The 18067-nt window shown below is 54.1% G+C and carries 13 protein-coding genes; 12 read left to right on the top strand and 1 reads right to left on the bottom strand.

Going from position 1 to position 18067, the window contains the following annotated elements:
- Positions 1-188: 188 nt before the first annotated feature.
- Genes zwf through pgl form a run of 3 tightly spaced genes read left to right on the top strand, consistent with a single transcriptional unit; the run spans position 189 to position 3674 of the window.
- On the top strand, positions 189-1724 hold the full coding sequence (gene zwf, locus BBOMB_RS00215; protein WP_044087715.1) for a glucose-6-phosphate dehydrogenase: 1536 nt from the start codon (positions 189-191) through the stop codon (positions 1722-1724).
- Entirely contained in the window at positions 1721-2782 is a 1062-nt protein-coding gene (locus tag BBOMB_RS00220) for a glucose-6-phosphate dehydrogenase assembly protein OpcA (RefSeq protein WP_044087714.1), read from the top strand. The genes zwf and BBOMB_RS00220 overlap by 4 nt, the downstream gene beginning before the upstream one ends.
- A 43-nt stretch (positions 2783-2825) precedes the next feature.
- The gene (pgl, locus tag BBOMB_RS00225) at positions 2826-3674 is read left to right on the top strand and encodes a 6-phosphogluconolactonase (RefSeq protein ID WP_044087713.1); all 849 of its coding nucleotides are present in this window, start codon (positions 2826-2828) and stop codon (positions 3672-3674) included.
- Positions 3675-4004: 330 nt separating this feature from the next.
- On the opposite strand, the gene nrdF is transcribed toward pgl, so the two are convergent.
- Entirely contained in the window at positions 4005-5000 is a 996-nt protein-coding gene (nrdF, locus tag BBOMB_RS00230) for a class 1b ribonucleoside-diphosphate reductase subunit beta (protein ID WP_044087756.1), read from the bottom strand.
- A gap of 606 nt (positions 5001-5606) precedes the next feature.
- Here nrdF and BBOMB_RS00235 point away from each other — a divergent pair.
- From BBOMB_RS00235 to BBOMB_RS00275, 9 genes are all read left to right on the top strand, one after another.
- Positions 5607-6146, top strand: a complete 540-nt coding sequence (locus BBOMB_RS00235) for a GNAT family N-acetyltransferase (RefSeq protein ID WP_044087712.1) — start codon at positions 5607-5609, stop codon at positions 6144-6146.
- A gap of 376 nt (positions 6147-6522) precedes the next feature.
- A complete protein-coding gene (locus tag BBOMB_RS00240; RefSeq protein WP_414133058.1) occupies positions 6523-8499 on the top strand; it encodes an FTR1 family iron permease in 1977 nt (658 codons plus the stop codon).
- Position 8500: 1 nt separating this feature from the next.
- Positions 8501-9139, top strand: a complete 639-nt coding sequence (locus BBOMB_RS00245) for an iron transporter (RefSeq protein ID WP_044087710.1) — start codon at positions 8501-8503, stop codon at positions 9137-9139.
- Between the two features lie 202 nt (positions 9140-9341).
- Entirely contained in the window at positions 9342-10616 is a 1275-nt protein-coding gene (locus tag BBOMB_RS00250; RefSeq protein WP_044087754.1) for a DUF2318 domain-containing protein, read from the top strand.
- Between the two features lie 112 nt (positions 10617-10728).
- Positions 10729-12063, top strand: a complete 1335-nt coding sequence (locus BBOMB_RS00255; protein WP_044087709.1) for an ABC transporter permease — start codon at positions 10729-10731, stop codon at positions 12061-12063.
- A 124-nt stretch (positions 12064-12187) separates the two neighbouring features.
- Positions 12188-13486 (top strand): ABC transporter permease, encoded by a 1299-nt coding sequence (locus BBOMB_RS00260; RefSeq protein WP_044087753.1) that lies wholly within the window; start codon positions 12188-12190, stop codon positions 13484-13486.
- A 151-nt stretch (positions 13487-13637) separates the two neighbouring features.
- Entirely contained in the window at positions 13638-14432 is a 795-nt protein-coding gene (locus BBOMB_RS00265) for an ABC transporter ATP-binding protein (RefSeq protein ID WP_044087751.1), read from the top strand.
- Between the two features lie 529 nt (positions 14433-14961).
- Positions 14962-16497 (top strand): arabinosylfuranosidase ArfA, encoded by a 1536-nt coding sequence (gene arfA / locus BBOMB_RS00270; protein ID WP_044087708.1) that lies wholly within the window; start codon positions 14962-14964, stop codon positions 16495-16497.
- Positions 16498-16551: 54 nt separating this feature from the next.
- Positions 16552-17946, top strand: a complete 1395-nt coding sequence (locus BBOMB_RS00275; protein ID WP_044087707.1) for an ABC transporter substrate-binding protein — start codon at positions 16552-16554, stop codon at positions 17944-17946.
- Positions 17947-18067 lie beyond the last annotated feature (121 nt).

Below are 18067 nucleotides of genomic sequence, written 5' to 3' on the forward strand. Positions count from 1 at the left end.
AGCTTGGCGACATGTGGGTGCGATGAACTGGCGGTGTTTACGCTTTACGGCGAATCGTTGGTAATGAGGCGGGTCTTCTCTGGAAGTATTGATAGAACCGCGCCCTTCAGGTTATGCGGTTCCTGCCAAATACCGTTCAAGATGGATGAACCTAGCTGAATTGTTGAAAGGTCATTAGAATACTAACTATGACTAATCAACCTTGGGTGAATCCTTTACTGGACCCCCGTGATCTTCGCCTGCCTCGCATTGCCGGTCCCTGCAGCGTGGTTATTTTCGGTGTCACCGGTGATTTGGCGCAAAAGAAGTTGCTTCCCGCCATCTACGATCTTGCCAACCGCGGCCTCCTCTCTTCCAGTTTCGGGTTGACGGGTTTCGGCCGTCGAGATTGGAGCAACGAGGACTTCGCCGCTTTCGTCAAAACGGCCATCGAGGCCCGCTGTCGCACGCCATTCAGGGAGTCTACATGGGAGAATCTTGCCAAGGGGATTCGTTTCGTGCAGGGGACTTTCGACGACCCGCAAGCCTTTGCACGCTTGAGTCAGACGGTGCAGGAGCTTGACCGTGACCGGGGGACTCGCGGAAACCATGCGTTCTATATGTCAGTGCCGCCCAGCGCCTTTCCTTTGGTTTCGAAGCAGCTGGCGGATTCGGGTCTTGCCAAATCCACGGACGGCGCCTGGCGCCGCGTCATCATCGAAAAGCCGTTCGGTCATGATCTTCAAAGCGCCATGGAGCTTGACCGTGTCGTCTCCGAGGTGTTCGACCCGAGTTCCGTTTTCCGTATCGACCATTACCTGGGGAAGGAGACGGTTCAGAACCTTCTTGCGCTTCGCTTCGCCAACTCCATGTACGAGCCGATTTGGAACTCGAACTACGTGGATCATGTGCAGATCACCATGGCCGAGGACATCGGAATAGGCGGTCGTGCAGGCTACTATGACGGCATCGGCGCCGCCCGTGACGTCATTCAGAATCACCTTCTGCAGTTGATGGCGCTGACCGCGATGGAGGAGCCGGTGAGTTTCTCTGCGGAGGATTTGACCGCCGAGAAGAAGAAGGTGCTCTCGGCTGTTCGTCTGCCCGACGATTTGGATGTCCATACCGCACGCGGTCAATATGCCGCCGGATGGCAGGGTTCAGAGAAGGTACAGGGTTATCTTGACGAAAAGGGGATCGACCAGTCAAGCATCACTGAGACCTACGCCGCGATTCGTCTTGATGTGGACACCCGACGCTGGGCTGGAGTCCCGTTCTATTTGCGAACCGGCAAGCGGCTCGGCAAGCGCGTCACCGAGATAGCCGTAGTATTCAAACGGGCCCCGCATCTTCCTTTCGAACAGACCGCCGTCCGTGAGCTTGGAAAGAATGCGCTCGTCATCCGCGTGCAGCCCGATGAAGGCGTCACCATCCGCTTCGGCGCGAAAGTCCCGGGCGGAAGCAAGATGGAGGTGCGCGACGTCTCGATGGACTTCAGCTACGGGCGGTCGTTCACGGAAAACTCACCGGAAGCCTATGAACGTCTCATCCTCGATGTGTTGCTTGGCGACCCGCCGTTGTTCCCGACCACAGATGAGGTGAACCTGAGCTGGAAGATTCTTGACCCGATTGAGGAATTCTGGTCCGGTCTCGGCCAACCACAGCCTTACCGAGCGGGTACATGGGGTCCGAAGGGTGCGGAAGAGATGTTGCAGCGGGACGGACGCCATTGGAGGATGCCATGATTATCGATATGCCGAACACTAAGACGAGTGCCATTGCTCGCAAAATCGCCGAACTCCACGAGGAGCGGGGTGAAGCGGGCAACGACCGTGTGCTCACGCTCATCATTTCCACTGATGTAGCCGATTTGGAGAGCTCACTGGAGGTGGCCAATTCGGTCAGCAGGGAGCACCCATGCCGAGTCATAGCCGTGGTTCCTCGTAGGAGGCATCAGGCTGCTCGCAAGAGCGATGGTGGCGATGCGAAGTCCAAGGCCACGCACGGGGCTGACGGCGTGAAAACAGACATCGTGTTCTCCGCTTCGAACGATCGACCCGAATGCGTGTCGGTAGATGCCCCTGAGGCGCCTATCACCGATTTGGATGCCCAGGTGCGTTTCGGTGCGGATGCAGGTGCCGGTGAGGTCATTATTCTCAGACCTGACGCTGAATTGATGCAGCATGCCGATACGCTCGTGATTCCGCTGCTGGTGCCGGATATTCCGATTGTGACGTGGTGGCCGACGGACCCACCGGAAAATCCTTCAAAGGACCGGCTTGGCGCGATGTCCAACCGAAGGCTTACCGACGCTTTGCGCTCGGACGATCCTGTGGCCGTCATCAAGGGGCTTCAAAGCCATTGGCAACCCAACGACATCGACCTGTCTTGGACGAGGATCACGGTCTGGCGTGCCATGCTCGCCAGCTTGCTCGATCAGCCTCCTCATCTACTGGTCACTTCGGTGAAGGTCACCGGCACGGTCAGCGAGAGCAATGATTATCTGCCTTTGGATATGCTCGCAACTTGGTTGAGGATTCAGTTGAAGGTGCCGGTTTCGGTTGAGACTCGGACTGGTCAGGAGGAGGGTTCCATAACCGGTGTCTATTTGACCCGTGAGGACGGCGTGCTTTCGCTTGAACGTCCGAACTCCTCGCAAGGGATCATCTGCCAGCCGGGTCAGACCCCGCAGCCTGTCGCCATGCCGAAACGTACGCTGGAGGATTGCCTTAGCGAGGAATTGCGGCGAATGGATCCGGATGAGATTTATGCCCGGATAGTGCGCGGAGGCCAGTTCGCCTGAGCATTCGCATACAACCATGCAGATAGGTTCGCAGGAGGGAAATATGAGCGAACGGGTTCTTAAGGTATATGATGATGCGGCTGTCATGGCCAAGGAGGTGGCTCACCGCACTCTACAGGCCGTCATCGATGCAGAGCATTCTACAGACGGTCGGTATGACATTGGGCTTACGGGTGGTTCGGATTCGATCCAGGCTCTGAAGGATATGGCTTCGGATTCACTTGTGCGGGTGATCGATTGGAGTCGTGTGCACTTCTGGTGGGGCGACGAGCGGTTCGTGTCTGCAGTCGACCCCGACCGCAATGCGCTTCAGGCGCGACGGGCGTTTTTGGGTGGCTTGGTGGAGCAGGGGCTTTTACCTGAGTCCAACATTCATGAGATGGCTGCGGATAGGCGCTCGGTGGAGCAGGCTTCGCGGGCTGAGGATGAGGAGAATGATCAGCTCGTTTCGCAGGCGGCCGTTCAATATGCCCGGGAATTGATTCATCAGCTGGGACCGGCCGGTGCCACGCCTTCGCAGGCCGAGGCCGTCACGTGCATCAAGCCGCTCGATCTGCTGGTATTGGGCATGGGGCCTGATGGTCATTTCGGATCGTTGTTCCCAGCGCCCGCCCATCATGAGATAGAGGTGACTGATCGTTTGGTCGTAGGCGTCACCCATTCTCCGAAGATGCCTCCGCTGCGCGTCTCGCTTTCGGCCCCCTTCATGGCACGTTCCACCCGTACGTGGATGATGACCAAAGGAGCGGGTAAGGCGCATGCCACTGCAGGGGTCTTCAGCCGTCGAGACAACCCCGAATTCCCCTCGAGTTTTGCCGATGGAGCTGAGGAGTTCATCTGGTTTACCACTCCCGACACCCTTGCCGAAACCTCCGTCGATAATCGTCGGTGACGTCTTGCGCCCAGCTGACTGTGTGCCATCGGTCGGTGTTTTTTGATGGCGCCGTCGGCTGAACACATGGGCAATGGTTTCCTGAGATTCGGGTACGGTGGCGTGGGCTTGGCCGCGTGGACTGGTGTGGCAAGGTGGACTTGAAAGTGAGTGCCGGTTTGGGAATGGGGCATTGCGAACGCTGATGTCGCAATTGGACGCTGCTCCTCGCATGCTCTTTGAGTGCAATCCTTCTGCGTGGTACACGTTCGGAATGAGAAAGGCCCCGTGCGTTCCATGGAGCGCACGGGGCCTTTCTCATCGGACGGTTTAGAAGTCCTTGTCCTCTTCTTAGAAGTCCCAGTCATCATCGTCGGTGGCTTCGGCATTGCCGATGATGTAGGACGACCCTGAACCCGAGAAGAAGTCGTGGTTCTCGTCCGCCGATGGGGAGAGTGATGCGATGATCTCGGGGCTTACCTGGGTTTGTGCCGGTGTGAACTTGGCATCGTAACCGAGGTTCATCAGTGTCTTGTTGGCGTTGTAGCGCACGAACGCCTGCACGTCATCAATGAAGTCGAATCCGTCATAGACCTGGTTCGAATATTCCACTTCGAGGTTGTACAGCTTGTCGAGCAGGTCATCGGTGAAGTTCTTGAGCATCACCTTGTCCGCCTCGGTACGCAGCTCCAAGTGCTTCTGATACTTGTAGCCGCTGTAATAGCCGTGGATCGCCTTGTCCCTAAGGATGAGGCGGATCATGTCGGCGGTGTTCATCAGCTTGGCGCGAGACGAGTAGTGCAAGGGTAGGTAGAAGCCCGCATACAGCAGGAGTGAGGAGAGCATCACGGCGGCGATCTTGCGTTTCAGCGGGTCATCGCTCTGGTATTGCTCCATAACGATCCGCACGCGTTCCTGCACCAGGTCGTTGCCGACCGCCCAGCGGTAGGCTTCGTCGATCTGCTCGGAGGAGCAGAAGGTCGAGAAAATGGAGGAATAGCTACGGGCGTGCACGCTCTGCATGAACGCGATGTTGGTGTAGATGGCCTGCTCGTGTTCTGTCAGGGCGTTGGGAATCTGCACAAGTTCGCCGACGGTGGCCTGCGCGGTGTCCAATGTGGTCAGGCCCGTGAATACGCGCACCACGGTGAGCTGCTCATGTTGCGACAGTGAATTCCACGAAGGGATATCGTTGCTCAGTGGCACCTTTTCAGGAAGCCAGAAGTTGGCGATGAGACGGTTCCATACCTCCAGGTCTTTGTCGTCCTTGATGTCGTTCCAGTTGACGGGGCGGATGCGCCCGTTCGGATTGCTGGCGAACTCGGGCGGTGTAATGGACGCGGCCATCATGGCATCGTCCGCGAGTTTGACTTCTTTGGCCTTGGATTGTTCTGTCATCGTATCCTCCTGTTGTGGAACACGTGAATCGTTTTTAAGTCTTATGCCGCCGTGTACTGCATGGTTCCTGCCGTGACATGAGGACGGAAGAATCGAAGAGCGGCACTTCTTATATTTACTACTAAATATAGCAATATCGCATTCTGTTATACCTAAATATAGTAGTGCTCTGCTTAAGGTTACATCATTCGACGCGCTCAAGAAATCCTTAACTGTGATACGACTAACACAACCATTTCCTACATTGTTGCTGCTTCTTCCGATTTTCTTTCAGGTGTCGTCGTCAATGTTCACGTTCCTTGTTCGAAGGATTGCTTCCGAATTTACTGCTTGGTGCCCGGTGACGTTTCTTGATAGCTTTTGGGGTACCGCAAGTGTATGCTGTCCTGCTCGGTGGATTAATCCTTGGTTTCCGAAACATGTGTGGCGATTGACTGGCTTGATCGCTGTGGGGATGTAAGTCGCTGCCGGCGATTGAATCGCTGCGAAACGGAGTATCCATGAATCGGCCGGAATGATTGTTGTGAGCTGCTGAACGGGAAAGGCAAAACGACGATGAGTGGTGAAGTCGAGTATAGACGGTGCGATGAGAACGACGTGGATGTGCTGTGTGCGCTGGGCATGTACACCTTCCGAGTCACGTTTTCCGACACCACTGCGGAAAGTGATATGCTGAGCTACTTGGTTCAGGCATACAGTCATGACCAGGTGCTCCGCGAATTGACCGACCCGGATTCGATGTTCTATCTGGCTACGGTGGGCGGCACCCCTGCTGGTTATATGAAGCTCAACACCGGCGCGGCCCAGACGGAGCCGATGGGGGATCGGTATCTGGAGGTGCAGCGGCTTTACGTCATTCCTGAATTCAAGCGTCACCACATCGGCACCGGTTTCATGAATCTGGCCTTCGACGCCGCCCGCCGCAGCAGACTGCCGAAAATGTGGCTTGGCGTCTGGGAACATAATGATCCGGCTCAGGCCTTCTATCAGCGCATGGGGTATACGTTCTTCTCCGAGCACACGTTCCTGGTGGGCGCCGATCCGCAGCGTGACCTGCTCATGTCCATAGACGTGCCGGATCTGGACGAAGACTGACCCCTACCGACTGACCGTCGTCTCATGGCGACGGATTTGCTTTGGTCGCCGTGAGCCTCGCATCGCCTCGGACGTCATCGATGGACGCTGATTGCCCCAATCTGCACTTGGTTTTCAAATAGTGAGATATCGTGACGCATTTTGAGTAGTCATGACCGCTCTTTAGTGCCGATTCCTTGCGGGTTTCGGGTAAGTACATCTAAATTCCATAAAAGTCAAGTCTGTTCTTTTTTATTTTTTTATTCTAGGCTCAATCAAAGTAGGTAAACACAGGGCTGGGTGGAGTCCACGTGGGTGAACTGAACAAGGAGAGGCAGGCATGATGCGTGGGGGGAATCGTTACGGCTACGATGACGGCGATGGTGCCGCACCTTGCATGGCTCATGGTGATTCCCGTGGTGTGCGCGGCGCTTGTGCATGTGCGTTGTTCGGTGCGCTTGCCGTCCTCGCCCTTCTTGCGTCGGTCATGGTCATTGCGTTTTCCGCGCTTCCAGATGTCGGTTTCATGCGTGCCGGCTTGGTAGGTACAGGCCACGCCGTTGTCGCCGGTCCGCCGTCCGTAGAGCATGCAGTCGTCCAGACCGCCGATGTCTCTCAGAAGACGCCCGCCGCCCCAACGGATTATGATTCATGGTCCGCTGTGTCGCAGGACATAGGCAGACAGCTCGATGAGGCCCTGCGAATCTACGGTTCGGGCGATTCGGTTTCGGCCCGTGCGCAAATGAGCCAGGCCCAGAACGTCACTTATATAGCCAGCAATTTCGTCTCGCAGGTGAGCGCCACGCTGGGTGCGGAGCGCAGTTCGCAGCAGACCCAGGAGTTTCAGTCCATTGAATCCTTGGCACAGACCCCGGGCAATGACGCAGCTCTTTCATCTCAGGCGGAGACGCTCAAGCAGGACCTTACCGATGCCTCTGCATCGTTGGACGGCGCTGCGGGAGTCGCCAAACCGCGTGACTATGCGAAGGAGCTTGCAGCGAAAAGGCAGGCCGAACGCAGGAGGCTTCAGAAGGAAAAGAAGACCAAGTTCACCGGAAAGGGCTCCCGTTCCTGGACCGACGTCGCCAAAGAGATGGGGGTCATCCTGGACGACGCAGTGAAGGCGACGAAGGCCGGCGACGCGCGTAAAGGCTCGGACAAGGTGAATGAGGCCTACTACCAATATTACGAGAAGCTCGGGTTCGAGAAGAACGTGATGAACGCGATTTCCGGTTCCCGGGTTTCATTGGTGGAGAGCACGTTCAAGGACTGCCGCAAATCCATGATTCGCGGGGAGAGCATCAAAACGGTGCAGGGGCATGTCAACACACTCAAGACGATGCTGGTAGAGGACGCCAGACAGCTCGACGGTGGGGCGCAGGAGAACGTCGGCGGTTTCACCAGGTTCATCACCAGCTCTGTGGGGCAGGCCTTCATCATCCTGGTACGTGAGGGGCTCGAAGCGCTCCTCGTGGTCGCTGCAATCATTGCTTATCTTGCCAAATCAGGGAACAAGCGTCTCGTCAAGTGGATCTATGTGGGCGTTCTCGCCGGTCTACTCGGTTCCGGTCTCGTGGCCATGCTTTTTGGTGTGCTGTTCAGCGGCAATGGCCCACAGCAGGAGATCATGGAAGGCGTCGTGGCACTCATAGCGATGGTCATGCTGCTGTACACCAGCAACTGGATGCTTTCCAAATCCGGCGTTGACAAGTGGAACGACTACATCAGGGAGAAGACCGAGAAAACCGTGCAAGGCATATCGGGTGAGGAACGCCTGACGTTGAGCGGCGTGGTTTCGCTGGCCATGCTGAGCTTCCTTGCGGTATTCCGCGAAGGCGCCGAAACCGTCATGTTCTACGAAAGCATCTATTCGATGACCCAGGACTCGAAAGGTATGTGGTTGGGAGGCCTGGCGGCGGTGGCGGCGCTCGTCATCATCTTCGTGATCTTCCGCCTGACTTCGGTACGCATCCCTATCCGACCGTTCTTCGTCGTCACATCCGTGCTTATGGCATTGCTGGTGGTAATCTTCGCCGGTGGTGGTGTGCATTCACTCATAGAAGGCAACCTCATTGCCGGCACCTATCTGCAGGGAGTGCCCACCAGCGACTGGCTCGGCCTCTATCCCTACGCTGAAACCATCACGGTCCAGGCGTTCATGGCGGTGGTCGTCGTCGCATTGTACGTGGTGTTCGCCATCCGGGAACGCTCGGAGCGCAGGCAGGAGGAGAACGGTGGCGATGAAAGGAATGGGGGCGGCACCGTTCAGGTGCGCGCAGGCGGCATCCATAAGGATGTGGTCGGTGTGCCAGCCAGTGGCGACTCGGTATTCCCGGTAAACGGCAACCAACATAATCAAGACGAAAAGGAATGATATGAAGCACAACAAACTCACGGGTGCGCTCGCTCTTCTCACGACGGGCGTGCTGATGTTCTCGCTTGCCGCATGCGGCGACAACACGGGGGCACAAGGCGGTCAGGCCGGCTCTTCGCAATCTCAGTCATCCAAGCAGGACACCGGAAAGAAAAACAACAACGGCGCCAAGTTCGAAGAGATTCCCATCGGCGATGACCAGCAGATCTTTCCGTTGAACATCGGAGCCGTCTATTTCCAGCCCGTAGATATGTACCCTCAGGGAATGGGCCTTCCAGCAGCGCAATCCAACCTGCACCTTGAAGCTGACATTCATGCGCTCAAAGACAACAAGCTGGGCTATGGCACGGGTGAGTTCGTCCCGAATCTGACGGTCAAATACAAGATCCAAGACAAAAACGACCCGAACAACAAGCAAGAGGGCACGTTCATGGGCATGAACGCCGATGACGGTCCTCACTATGGCGCCAACATCAAGTTGGACAAAGCTGGCCAATATAAACTGACCTTCATCATCTATAGTCCCCAGACCAACGGATGGACACTTCACGTCGATCCCGACACCGGTGTGAAGGGGCGTTTCTGGACCGAACCGATCGAAGCCAACTTCGACTGGGATTATACTGTTCACCAATGGTGAGCGTTGTGCCGAGTCCCAATCCGACGGTGAGTCCAAAGTGAATCGGTCGGCACAAGGCCAGGTTTTAAGGCCAGTGCTGGAAGGTGCATTTCGCGGTGCCGACACGGCGTCGTTCGGGAACAATGTAGAGGCCATGTATGTGCCGGTCGGAGACTCGGTGTGACGATGTACATCATTGTTGAGGTAGATGAAGGGGATGGAAATGCTAGGACAATTCGTACAAGCGCTGCCAGGGATGCTTGCACCGGCGCTGCTTGCCATGACCATGAGCGTGCTGCTGACGGTCGGTGAAGGAAAAGACAAACCGGCGAGCCGCAATTGGCGTCTGTGGGGTTTGTTGCTGGGTCTATTGGCGGCGGTGGTCTTTGCTGCGTTGCGCATGCTTGTCATCGTCGATAGACGTTCCGGCGTCAATTTGCCGGTCCTAATCGGTTGCGTGGTTTGTGACGTTCTCATGGTGCCCATTGCCTGCAAAGCCAGTAACCTGACTGCAAACTGGCATGAACGCCCGGTTCGCTTACATGTGGCGAACGCCATAGCCGCTTTGGGAATCGCGTTGACTACCTTCTTTGCCCTCCAGGACGTGATTATGCAATTGACCAGTTTCGTCGAAGTGGGAAAATCGACGTTCACCTCGGACATGTTGTTGCGGGCGCTTGGCTGGGTTCTCGGCATCCTTCTGGCTGTGGCATGTGCTGCGATATTGCGTACCATGCGCACCACCGCCTATCATCGTTCTTTCCTAACGGCATGCGTCTTGATGCTAATCCTACTTTTCGTGCGCCATGCCTCGCAGCTCCTTTCTTTGCTGATGTCGATGATGCTTGTGGTTCTGCATGGCACGGCGTTCCGCGCGCTCATCATCGTTTCCAACAATGACCTGATTCTGGTCATTGCACAGGTCTGCGTTTTCGTCATTCCCGCCGTCGCGGCGATCGTCGCCGGTTTCCGTGAGGATTTCGAAGGCCCAAATCCCGCGGTGAGGCGAGAACACAGGGCTTTCCGGCGAAGGGCGTTCGCCAGCGGGGCGTGGAGTTTGGTTGTCGTCATCGGCATTGGTGTCGCACTGACGCTCGGCGTTTCTCAGGTCAACAAGGTACCCACCCTTTCACCCCCCGAACCGTATTCGTTGAAGGCCGGGGTGGCCAGGATACCGTTCCCCGAAGTCGATGACGGGCATTTGCATCGCTTTGCGTATACTGCAAAGGACGGCACCAAGATGCGTTTCATCATCATCAAGAAGAACGGCGGGGCGTATGGAGTGGGTCTCGATGCATGTGAGACCTGCGGAGACGCCGGTTATTACGAGAGGGACGGCAAGATAATTTGCAAGCGCTGTGATGTGGAGATGAATGTGGCTACGATAGGCTTCAAGGGTGGTTGCAATCCGATTCCGTTCGATTACACGACTGGCCACGGCTACATTACGATTCATACGAGTGTGCTGGACGCCCTTTCCTCGCATTTCAAGGATTAGACGGGCGGCGAGTATGGTACTGGTCGTATTGGTGCACGGACAACACATACAGTGATGGAGATGATGGCATGGCATGGACGCTCGGTGATGTGATTCGCAGGGAGGTGGTCTGATGTTCCTGATGCGAATGGTGCTGCGTTCGTTCAGTCGCCAATTCAAACGGCGTCTGCTCATAGCGGTCACGGTATGTCTTTCCGCCACCGTGGCCGTGGCCATGCTTGGTGTGGTCTTCGACGTGGGGGACAAGGTCAACGCCGAGCTGTCCACTTACGGCTCCAACATCATGGTGCAGCCCAAACAAAGCGCGGTCGTTTCCGACCTGTACGGCACAGGGGATGATTCGGCCTCGGATGGGAGTCAAGACGACCCGACGGTCTTTCTGAAGGAGTCGGACATACCCAAGATCAAGACCACGTTCTGGGCTTTCAACATCATTGATTTCACCCCCTTGCTGAACGTGCATGCAGATCTTGCCGATGGCGGGCAGCAAGGAACGACGCAGCGGAGCATTCCCGTGGTCGGCACCTGGTTCAACAAGAAGCTGCACCTGCCCACGGGTGAATCTACTGTGGCCGGTATTAAGACGATGAGACCTTGGTGGAAGGTCAAAGGCTCGTGGCCACGCGATGGAAAGCCCGAGGCTTTGGTGGGCAAGTCGTTGTCGCGCAAAGAGAATCTGGATGTGGGCGGTGTCGTCACGCTGCACAAGACCACCGCTTCCGGCCATAGGCGGGCATTGAGGGTCAAGATCACTGGTATCTATGATTCGGGCGACGATGATTCGGATAACATGTACCTTCCCTCCGATCTCGTCCAAAGACTTTCTGATTTGCCCGACAGCGTCGATAAGATCGAAGTCAAGGCGCTTACCACACCGGAGAACGATTTGGCGCGTAAAGCGGCGAGGAACCCGGCGGCGTTGAGTCCTGAGGAATGGGAGACATGGTATTGTACGGCCTATCCGTCTTCCATCGCATACCAGATCGAAGAGGCCATACCAGGCGCCATGGCGAAACAAGTACGGCAGGTGTCCGCGCTTCAGGGCGACGTGCTGAACAAGACCACGGCTGTGATGATCCTTATGACGGTGATGAGCCTGATTGCGGCCGCCGTGGCGGTGGCGAATCTCATGGCGTCTTCGATTAATGAGCGAAGTTCGGAGCTTGCCCTGCTGAAAGCCATCGGTGCGACCGACGGAGCGGTTTCACGGCTGATGCTCACCGAGACCGCGGTCATTTCGCTTCTCGGCGCGTTGGTCGGTGCGGGTTTGGGTTCCTTGCTTGCCCAAGTCGTCGGGCATGTCGTCTTCGGCTCGGGAATAACCATGCGTCCGATGGTATTCGTGCTGGTGTTTGTGCTGTTGGCCGTCACTATTCTGATCGCCTCGTTCTCCGCGATTCGTTCGATTCTTAAGGTGCGTCCAGCGGAGGTGCTTCATGGCCGGTAAACAACGAATGCGAACGCTTAGGCGCTCCGAGGATGAGGGTGATTCCATGGCTGAAACGGGTCACGCTCCGCAGTTGGGTCCGGTTGAAGAGCCGGACATGAGGTCATCTCAAAAAGGCGGCCATATGACGAATCGCAGGATGTTTTTCTCGATGCTGTTCGGGGCGGTGTTCCGGCGGCGTTCACGGGCGCTTATGGCGGTCATCGCTTCGGCCGTCGGCGCGGCCACACTGTTCTGCCTGGTTTCGGTGTGCATTATGGTTCCCAAGCAGATGGCACAGGACATGCGGTCGTATGGGGCAAACCTCATCGTCACGTCGGTGCATGCAGATGAAGATGGGGCTTCGCACCGTTCAAGCAACGCCATGCAGTCCGGCGGCCACGGTGCGCAAACCGAATCATCCGGCGCGGATCAATCCCCAAGTGAGCAGGCACAGGATTCGACTCGGCAACGGGAAGCCAAAGGAATCGATGCCGACCAGGTTCTGGCTGTGGGCAGGAAGGTACGCAGGGTCGCTCCTGCGCAATCCGCGTCATACCGTTATGAGACCATGCGCATCAATTCGACTCCATACACCATTGCCGGCATCGACCCCGCTCAGGTGCGTTCGCTGAATCGGCACTGGGAAGTGGAAGGCAAGTGGCCCACTGACGGCAATCTAATGATAGGCCAGAATCTCGCTCAAACGTTGGGTGCGCAGATCGGCACGGTCATCACCATCACCTACAAGACCGGCGACGCGCCGAAGACCGGGGCCGGAACATGGAGCATGCCCAAGGAGAACAAGATTCAGTATCGCATCGGGGGCATAGTGTCCACCGGCGGTAACGAAGACGACATCGTCTACGCCACGGCCGCAGACGTCGATCAGCTGACTGGAGTACGACGCGGGGCTGACGTGGTCGAGTTCTCTTCGCAGGCCACAGGCGATTCATTGGCGGCTTTGACGGAGGCGGTCAACCGGGATGCGGGTTTGGATCTCAAGGCACAGCAGGTCACTCAGATCACCTCGGCAGACACCCGCATCACGACCATGCTTCGTACGCTCTTCTGGATCGTATCATTGGTGGTGTTGGCGTTGATGTTGGTCGGTGTCGGAACCACCATTTCGTCCATTGTGTCCCAGCGACGCAATGAAATCGGTCTGCGCAAGGCATTGGGTGCCTCTTCAAGGAGCATAGGGGTCGAGTTTTTTGCTGAATCGGCCTTGTATGGATTGTTCGGAGGATTCTTAGGCACTGCCATAGGCTATGGTTTCGCCCGCTGGCTGAGCGTGTCCGTGTTTGACCATGCCATTGGTTTCAGCTGGCCGCTCGGCATCGGATCGGTTGCGTTCACGATGATGGTGGCGGTGCTCGCATCCATTCCGCCGGTGGGCAGGGCAACGAGAATCGAACCGGCAGTCGTATTGAGCGAGGAGTAAGGCGATGGGCAAAACCAGGAACGGGCAAGGCATCTCAATCAGTGCGCCAAAACGTGGACGCGATCTGGATGCGGGCGGATATGCGGGCTCAATGGGTTCTCGCAATGGCGACGATGAGCGTTTTCAGTACCAAAACCGTAAGGAGCGACCGATGCTGTTGGAACTTGATCATATTTCCAAGATTTACGGCGATCTGCATGCCGTGGATGATCTCAGCCTGACGGTACCCGCTGGGCAATGGCTTGCCATAGTGGGTTCGTCCGGATCGGGGAAGACGACGCTGATGAACATCATCGGCTGTATGGATTCGCCCTCCAGGGGTTCCGTTTCGCTCGAAGGGCGTTGTCTGGAAGACCTCAATGCGGCGCAACTGGCCGACGTTCGCAAGAACGTGGTTGGCTTGGTGTTCCAAAAGTTCTATCTCGTTCCCCATCTGACAGCCGTGGAGAACGTCATGGTGGCGCAATACTACCATTCCGTGGTCGATGAGCAAGAGGCCTTGGAAGCGCTCAAGCATGTTGGCCTTGCCGACCGAGCCAAGCACCTGCCGAGTGAACTCTCCGGCGGCGAACAGCAACGGGTGTGTATAGCAAGGGCTCTGATCAATCACCCGAAGCTGATTCTGGCGGATGAGCCGACCGGCAATCTTGATGAAAAGAACGAAAAGATCGTGCTTGAACTTCTTCGTGAACTGCACGAGCAGGGTACCACCATCGTGGTGGTAACCCATGACGCCTTGGTCGCCTCATGCGCGCAGAGGGAGATCATGCTCAACCACGGTGTCCTCGTAGGTGAGAAATGGAACGATGAGGCGGCACGCATGAAATATGAGGCCGCCTGTGGGAAGCCGGCCTTCACTGGTGCGGATGCGGAAGGCGCTCAGATGGAGGGCGACGCTCCGGTTACCTTCGTCGACCCGACGAAGCGAGCGAAAACCGGGGCGTGAAACGCGTTTGGTAGGCGTTGTAAAGGGTACCACAATATTACGAGAGATAAGGAACCTGTCAATAGATGTTAATGTTTGGAAAATTTGTAAGCTTGACTCAGCTGTTGCTATTATCTCTTGTCTCTCTAAAAACGGGTGAAATCACTTATCCGTGAGGGTATCATGGAATGGGTCGTGTTTAATGGTTGAATTTCATCTAAACTGAGTTTCGATGCAACACCCTGAATAGCGCATCTGCAAGCCAAACGTCCCTTTTCATTAATTATGAGATTGTGCATCGCCGATATTTAAGCATTCGCGGCATATGTGTGGTCATCTGCAATGATTATTAGACGGTGTGTTGCATGTAATTGCTGGATTCTCATTGTGTTACCTATATGAAGTTGCAATATCGCTGACAACCAATTATTATTAATGGTAACCAGTACAAGGTTGTATTAAATATTCGAGAAATGATGTAATTAAGGTAATTATTTCATTCCTCAATAAGGACAACGTTGTATTAAATATAGTTTCTAAGGAGAGGTAGATGTCCGCCAAGAAAGATGGGAACCAAAAACAGGCGACGCTGTTCGCTGACGATAATTTCCGAGTTGGGAAAGTGCCAGATAGACTTTTTGGATCATTGGTCGAGCATCTAGGACGTTGTGTTTATACGGGTATATATGAGCCAGGTCATCCCAAAGCGGATGAACATGGTTTTCGAAAAGACGTTTTACAACTCGTCCGTGAGCTTGGGGTGACCACAATCAGATATCCAGGTGGTAATTTCGTTTCTGGCTATAGGTGGGAAGATGGGGTCGGGCCACAAGGCGAGAGGCCGCATAGGCTGGACAGTGCCTGGCATTCGAAGGAAACGAATAAGTTTGGTTTACATGAGATGAGTGCATGGCTTGAAGAAGCTGGCGGAAATGAACTTATGGAGGCGGTTAATCTCGGTACACGAGGCCTTCAGGAGGCATTGGATTTATTGGAGTACTCCAATGTACCGGATGGCACTCGATTATCAGACCAACGAATTCGAAATGGTCATCGGGAGCCGTTTAACATTAAAATGTGGTGCCTTGGTAATGAGATGGACGGACCTTGGCAAATGGGTCATATCGATGCCCTATCGTATGGGAGGCTTGCGGCTAAAACTGCAGCTGGAATGCGACAAATTGATCCATCTATAGAGTTGGTGGTATGTGGGTCTTCAACTCATGATATGCCAACGTTCGGTGAGTGGGAACAAACAGTTCTAGATCAGACGTACGATCTTATTGATTTTGTTTCGTGTCACGCCTATTTCAAACCAGTAAATGGCGATATTCAAAGTTTCTTGGCTTCAGGCGTGGATATGGATAGGTTCATCAATGATGTTTACTCGATCATTGCTTCTACTAAAGCGAAACGGCATAGCAAGCATGATGTATTCCTCTCATTTGATGAGTGGAATGTCTGGTACGAAGCCAACGAACCTGCACATAACCCTGCTGGAATTGATAATTGGCCGGTTGCACCGCGTTTACTAGAACAGTTGTACAGTGCTGCGGATGCGGTAGTTGTCGGTGATTTGCTCATTTCTTTGCTTAAAAACGTGAATCATGTGCATGCGGCTAGTTTGGCCCAGCTTGTTAATGTCATAGCTCCAATCGTCACGGAACCGGGAGGTGCAGCTTGGCGACAGACTATTTTTTATCCTTTTTCCCAAGTGGCTTCAACGGTGAAAAAGGGTGTTGTTCTGCTTCCTTGCCTTGATTCTTCGGAAATGAATACCGACCTTTATGGTTCTGTCGATATTGTCAATGCAGTAGCGGTTGTGTGTCATGATGGTTCACTGATTATATTCGCAGTCAACCGTTCCATCAATGACCCTATTAAGTTTTCAGTGAATCTTCCTAGTGCCATGCACTTGAATGCAGTTTATGCTCAAACGTTGCATGAAGATGATATCTCAGCAAAAAATACTTTGCATGACCCGAACCGTGTCGTTCCTCATGAGAATTCCAGTGTCGTCATTGATTCTCAAGGTTTCAACATTTGTTTGCCACCAGTGTCTTGGAGCATAGTCCATGTGTACTGAGGACAAACAGTCGATGATTGATACGCCAGTGTTGGCGACAAGAAAAGGAGAAAAATGAAAAAGCTATCGAAATTGCTGACCGTCTTGGTTTCAGCGACTATGGTGATGGGTGTCAGTGGTTGTGGACAACCTGGGGCTCCATCTGGCGGTTCCTCTGGTTCCGCTGCAGTGCATACAGATACCAAAGCTAACGATGATGCGAAATGCCGTAACACGGTGAAGTATCCGAAGGCCGAAAAAGTTACGTTATGGTCATGGTATCCTCAGGTTGGAAAACTCATTGACCATTTCAACGAAAGTCACAAAGACGTCCAGGTGTGTTGGACCAGTGGAGATCAGTCAGCCAAGGCCTATTCACGTTTCAATACAGCGATCAAGGCGAAATCAGGAGCAGCGGATATTGTCCAACTTGAATACGCGGTGATGCCGCAGTTCGCTTCCGGCGTTGAGAAGCATTTGGTGGATCTGACTCAATTCGGAGCGAATAAGATCAAGAATGATTACACACCTGGATCATGGAAAGATGTTCAATTGGGTGGCGACAAAGGCGTTTATGGTGTTCCCGTAGACGTTGGTCCTGTTGTGATGTATTATCGAAAAGATATTTTCGATAAGTATGGAGTTAATGTCCCTACAACTTGGGCGGAATATGAACAAGCTGGACGCGAATTGAAAGCAAAAGGTTATCAAGGCCATATCGGAAATTGGCAACCGAACGGAACCTTATTTAATTATGCATATTATGCACAAAAAGGTGCACAAGTATTCAAGTACTCGGCCAATGATCCAGAAAAGGTTGGGATTAATTTTAATTCGTCTGAAGTTAAGGATGTGGTTTCCTTCTGGCAAAAACTCGCTAAGGATGACATCGTATCTACAGATGACACCGACACAGCCGAATGGAATAAGAAAAACGTGGATGGTTCTTATGCCACTATCATCCACGCTTCTTGGATGGTTGGCTACCTTAGTGGCCTTTCCGGTGTCCAAGATGGTTCGCATTGGCAAGTAGCCAAGGCTCCGGTCTGGAAAGAAGGAGATCCAGCCATTAATTGCGGTGGTTCTGCGCTAGCTGTGACTGATCAGGCCAAAGACACCAAGTTGGCAGCGAAGGTCGCCATGGACTTCTTTGCTGATGATGGAGCTCAGCAAATCGCTGTGAATGATTCTGGATTGTATCCGACATGGAAGAAAAAGCTCAACGATCCTGAATTCATGAATCGCCGAGAGAAATTCTTCGATGATCAGAAAATAAATGAGATTGTGGCTCCGGTGGCTAAGGCATATACAGGTTATCAGTTCGTTCCATTCCAAACATATGCAAACGACGAACAGACCAAGACATTGTCTGCGATTTTGCGTGATGGTAAGGATGTTGGCGGGGAACTCGATGCTCTCCAAAAAACACTGACCGATTATGCCAAGCAACAAGGTTTTACCACCGAATGACAATTCAGTTGGATTGATTACAGTCGTTTCAAGTGTTGGTTTATAACCTGAAACGACTGCAATTATCCTTCCATTTGCGATTCTTTTGTAAGGAAATAAAATGGCTGAAACAAACATAACA

Source organism: Bifidobacterium bombi DSM 19703 (assembly GCF_000737845.1).
In the GTDB taxonomy this organism is placed as follows: Bacteria; Actinomycetota; Actinomycetes; order Actinomycetales; family Bifidobacteriaceae; genus Bifidobacterium; species Bifidobacterium bombi.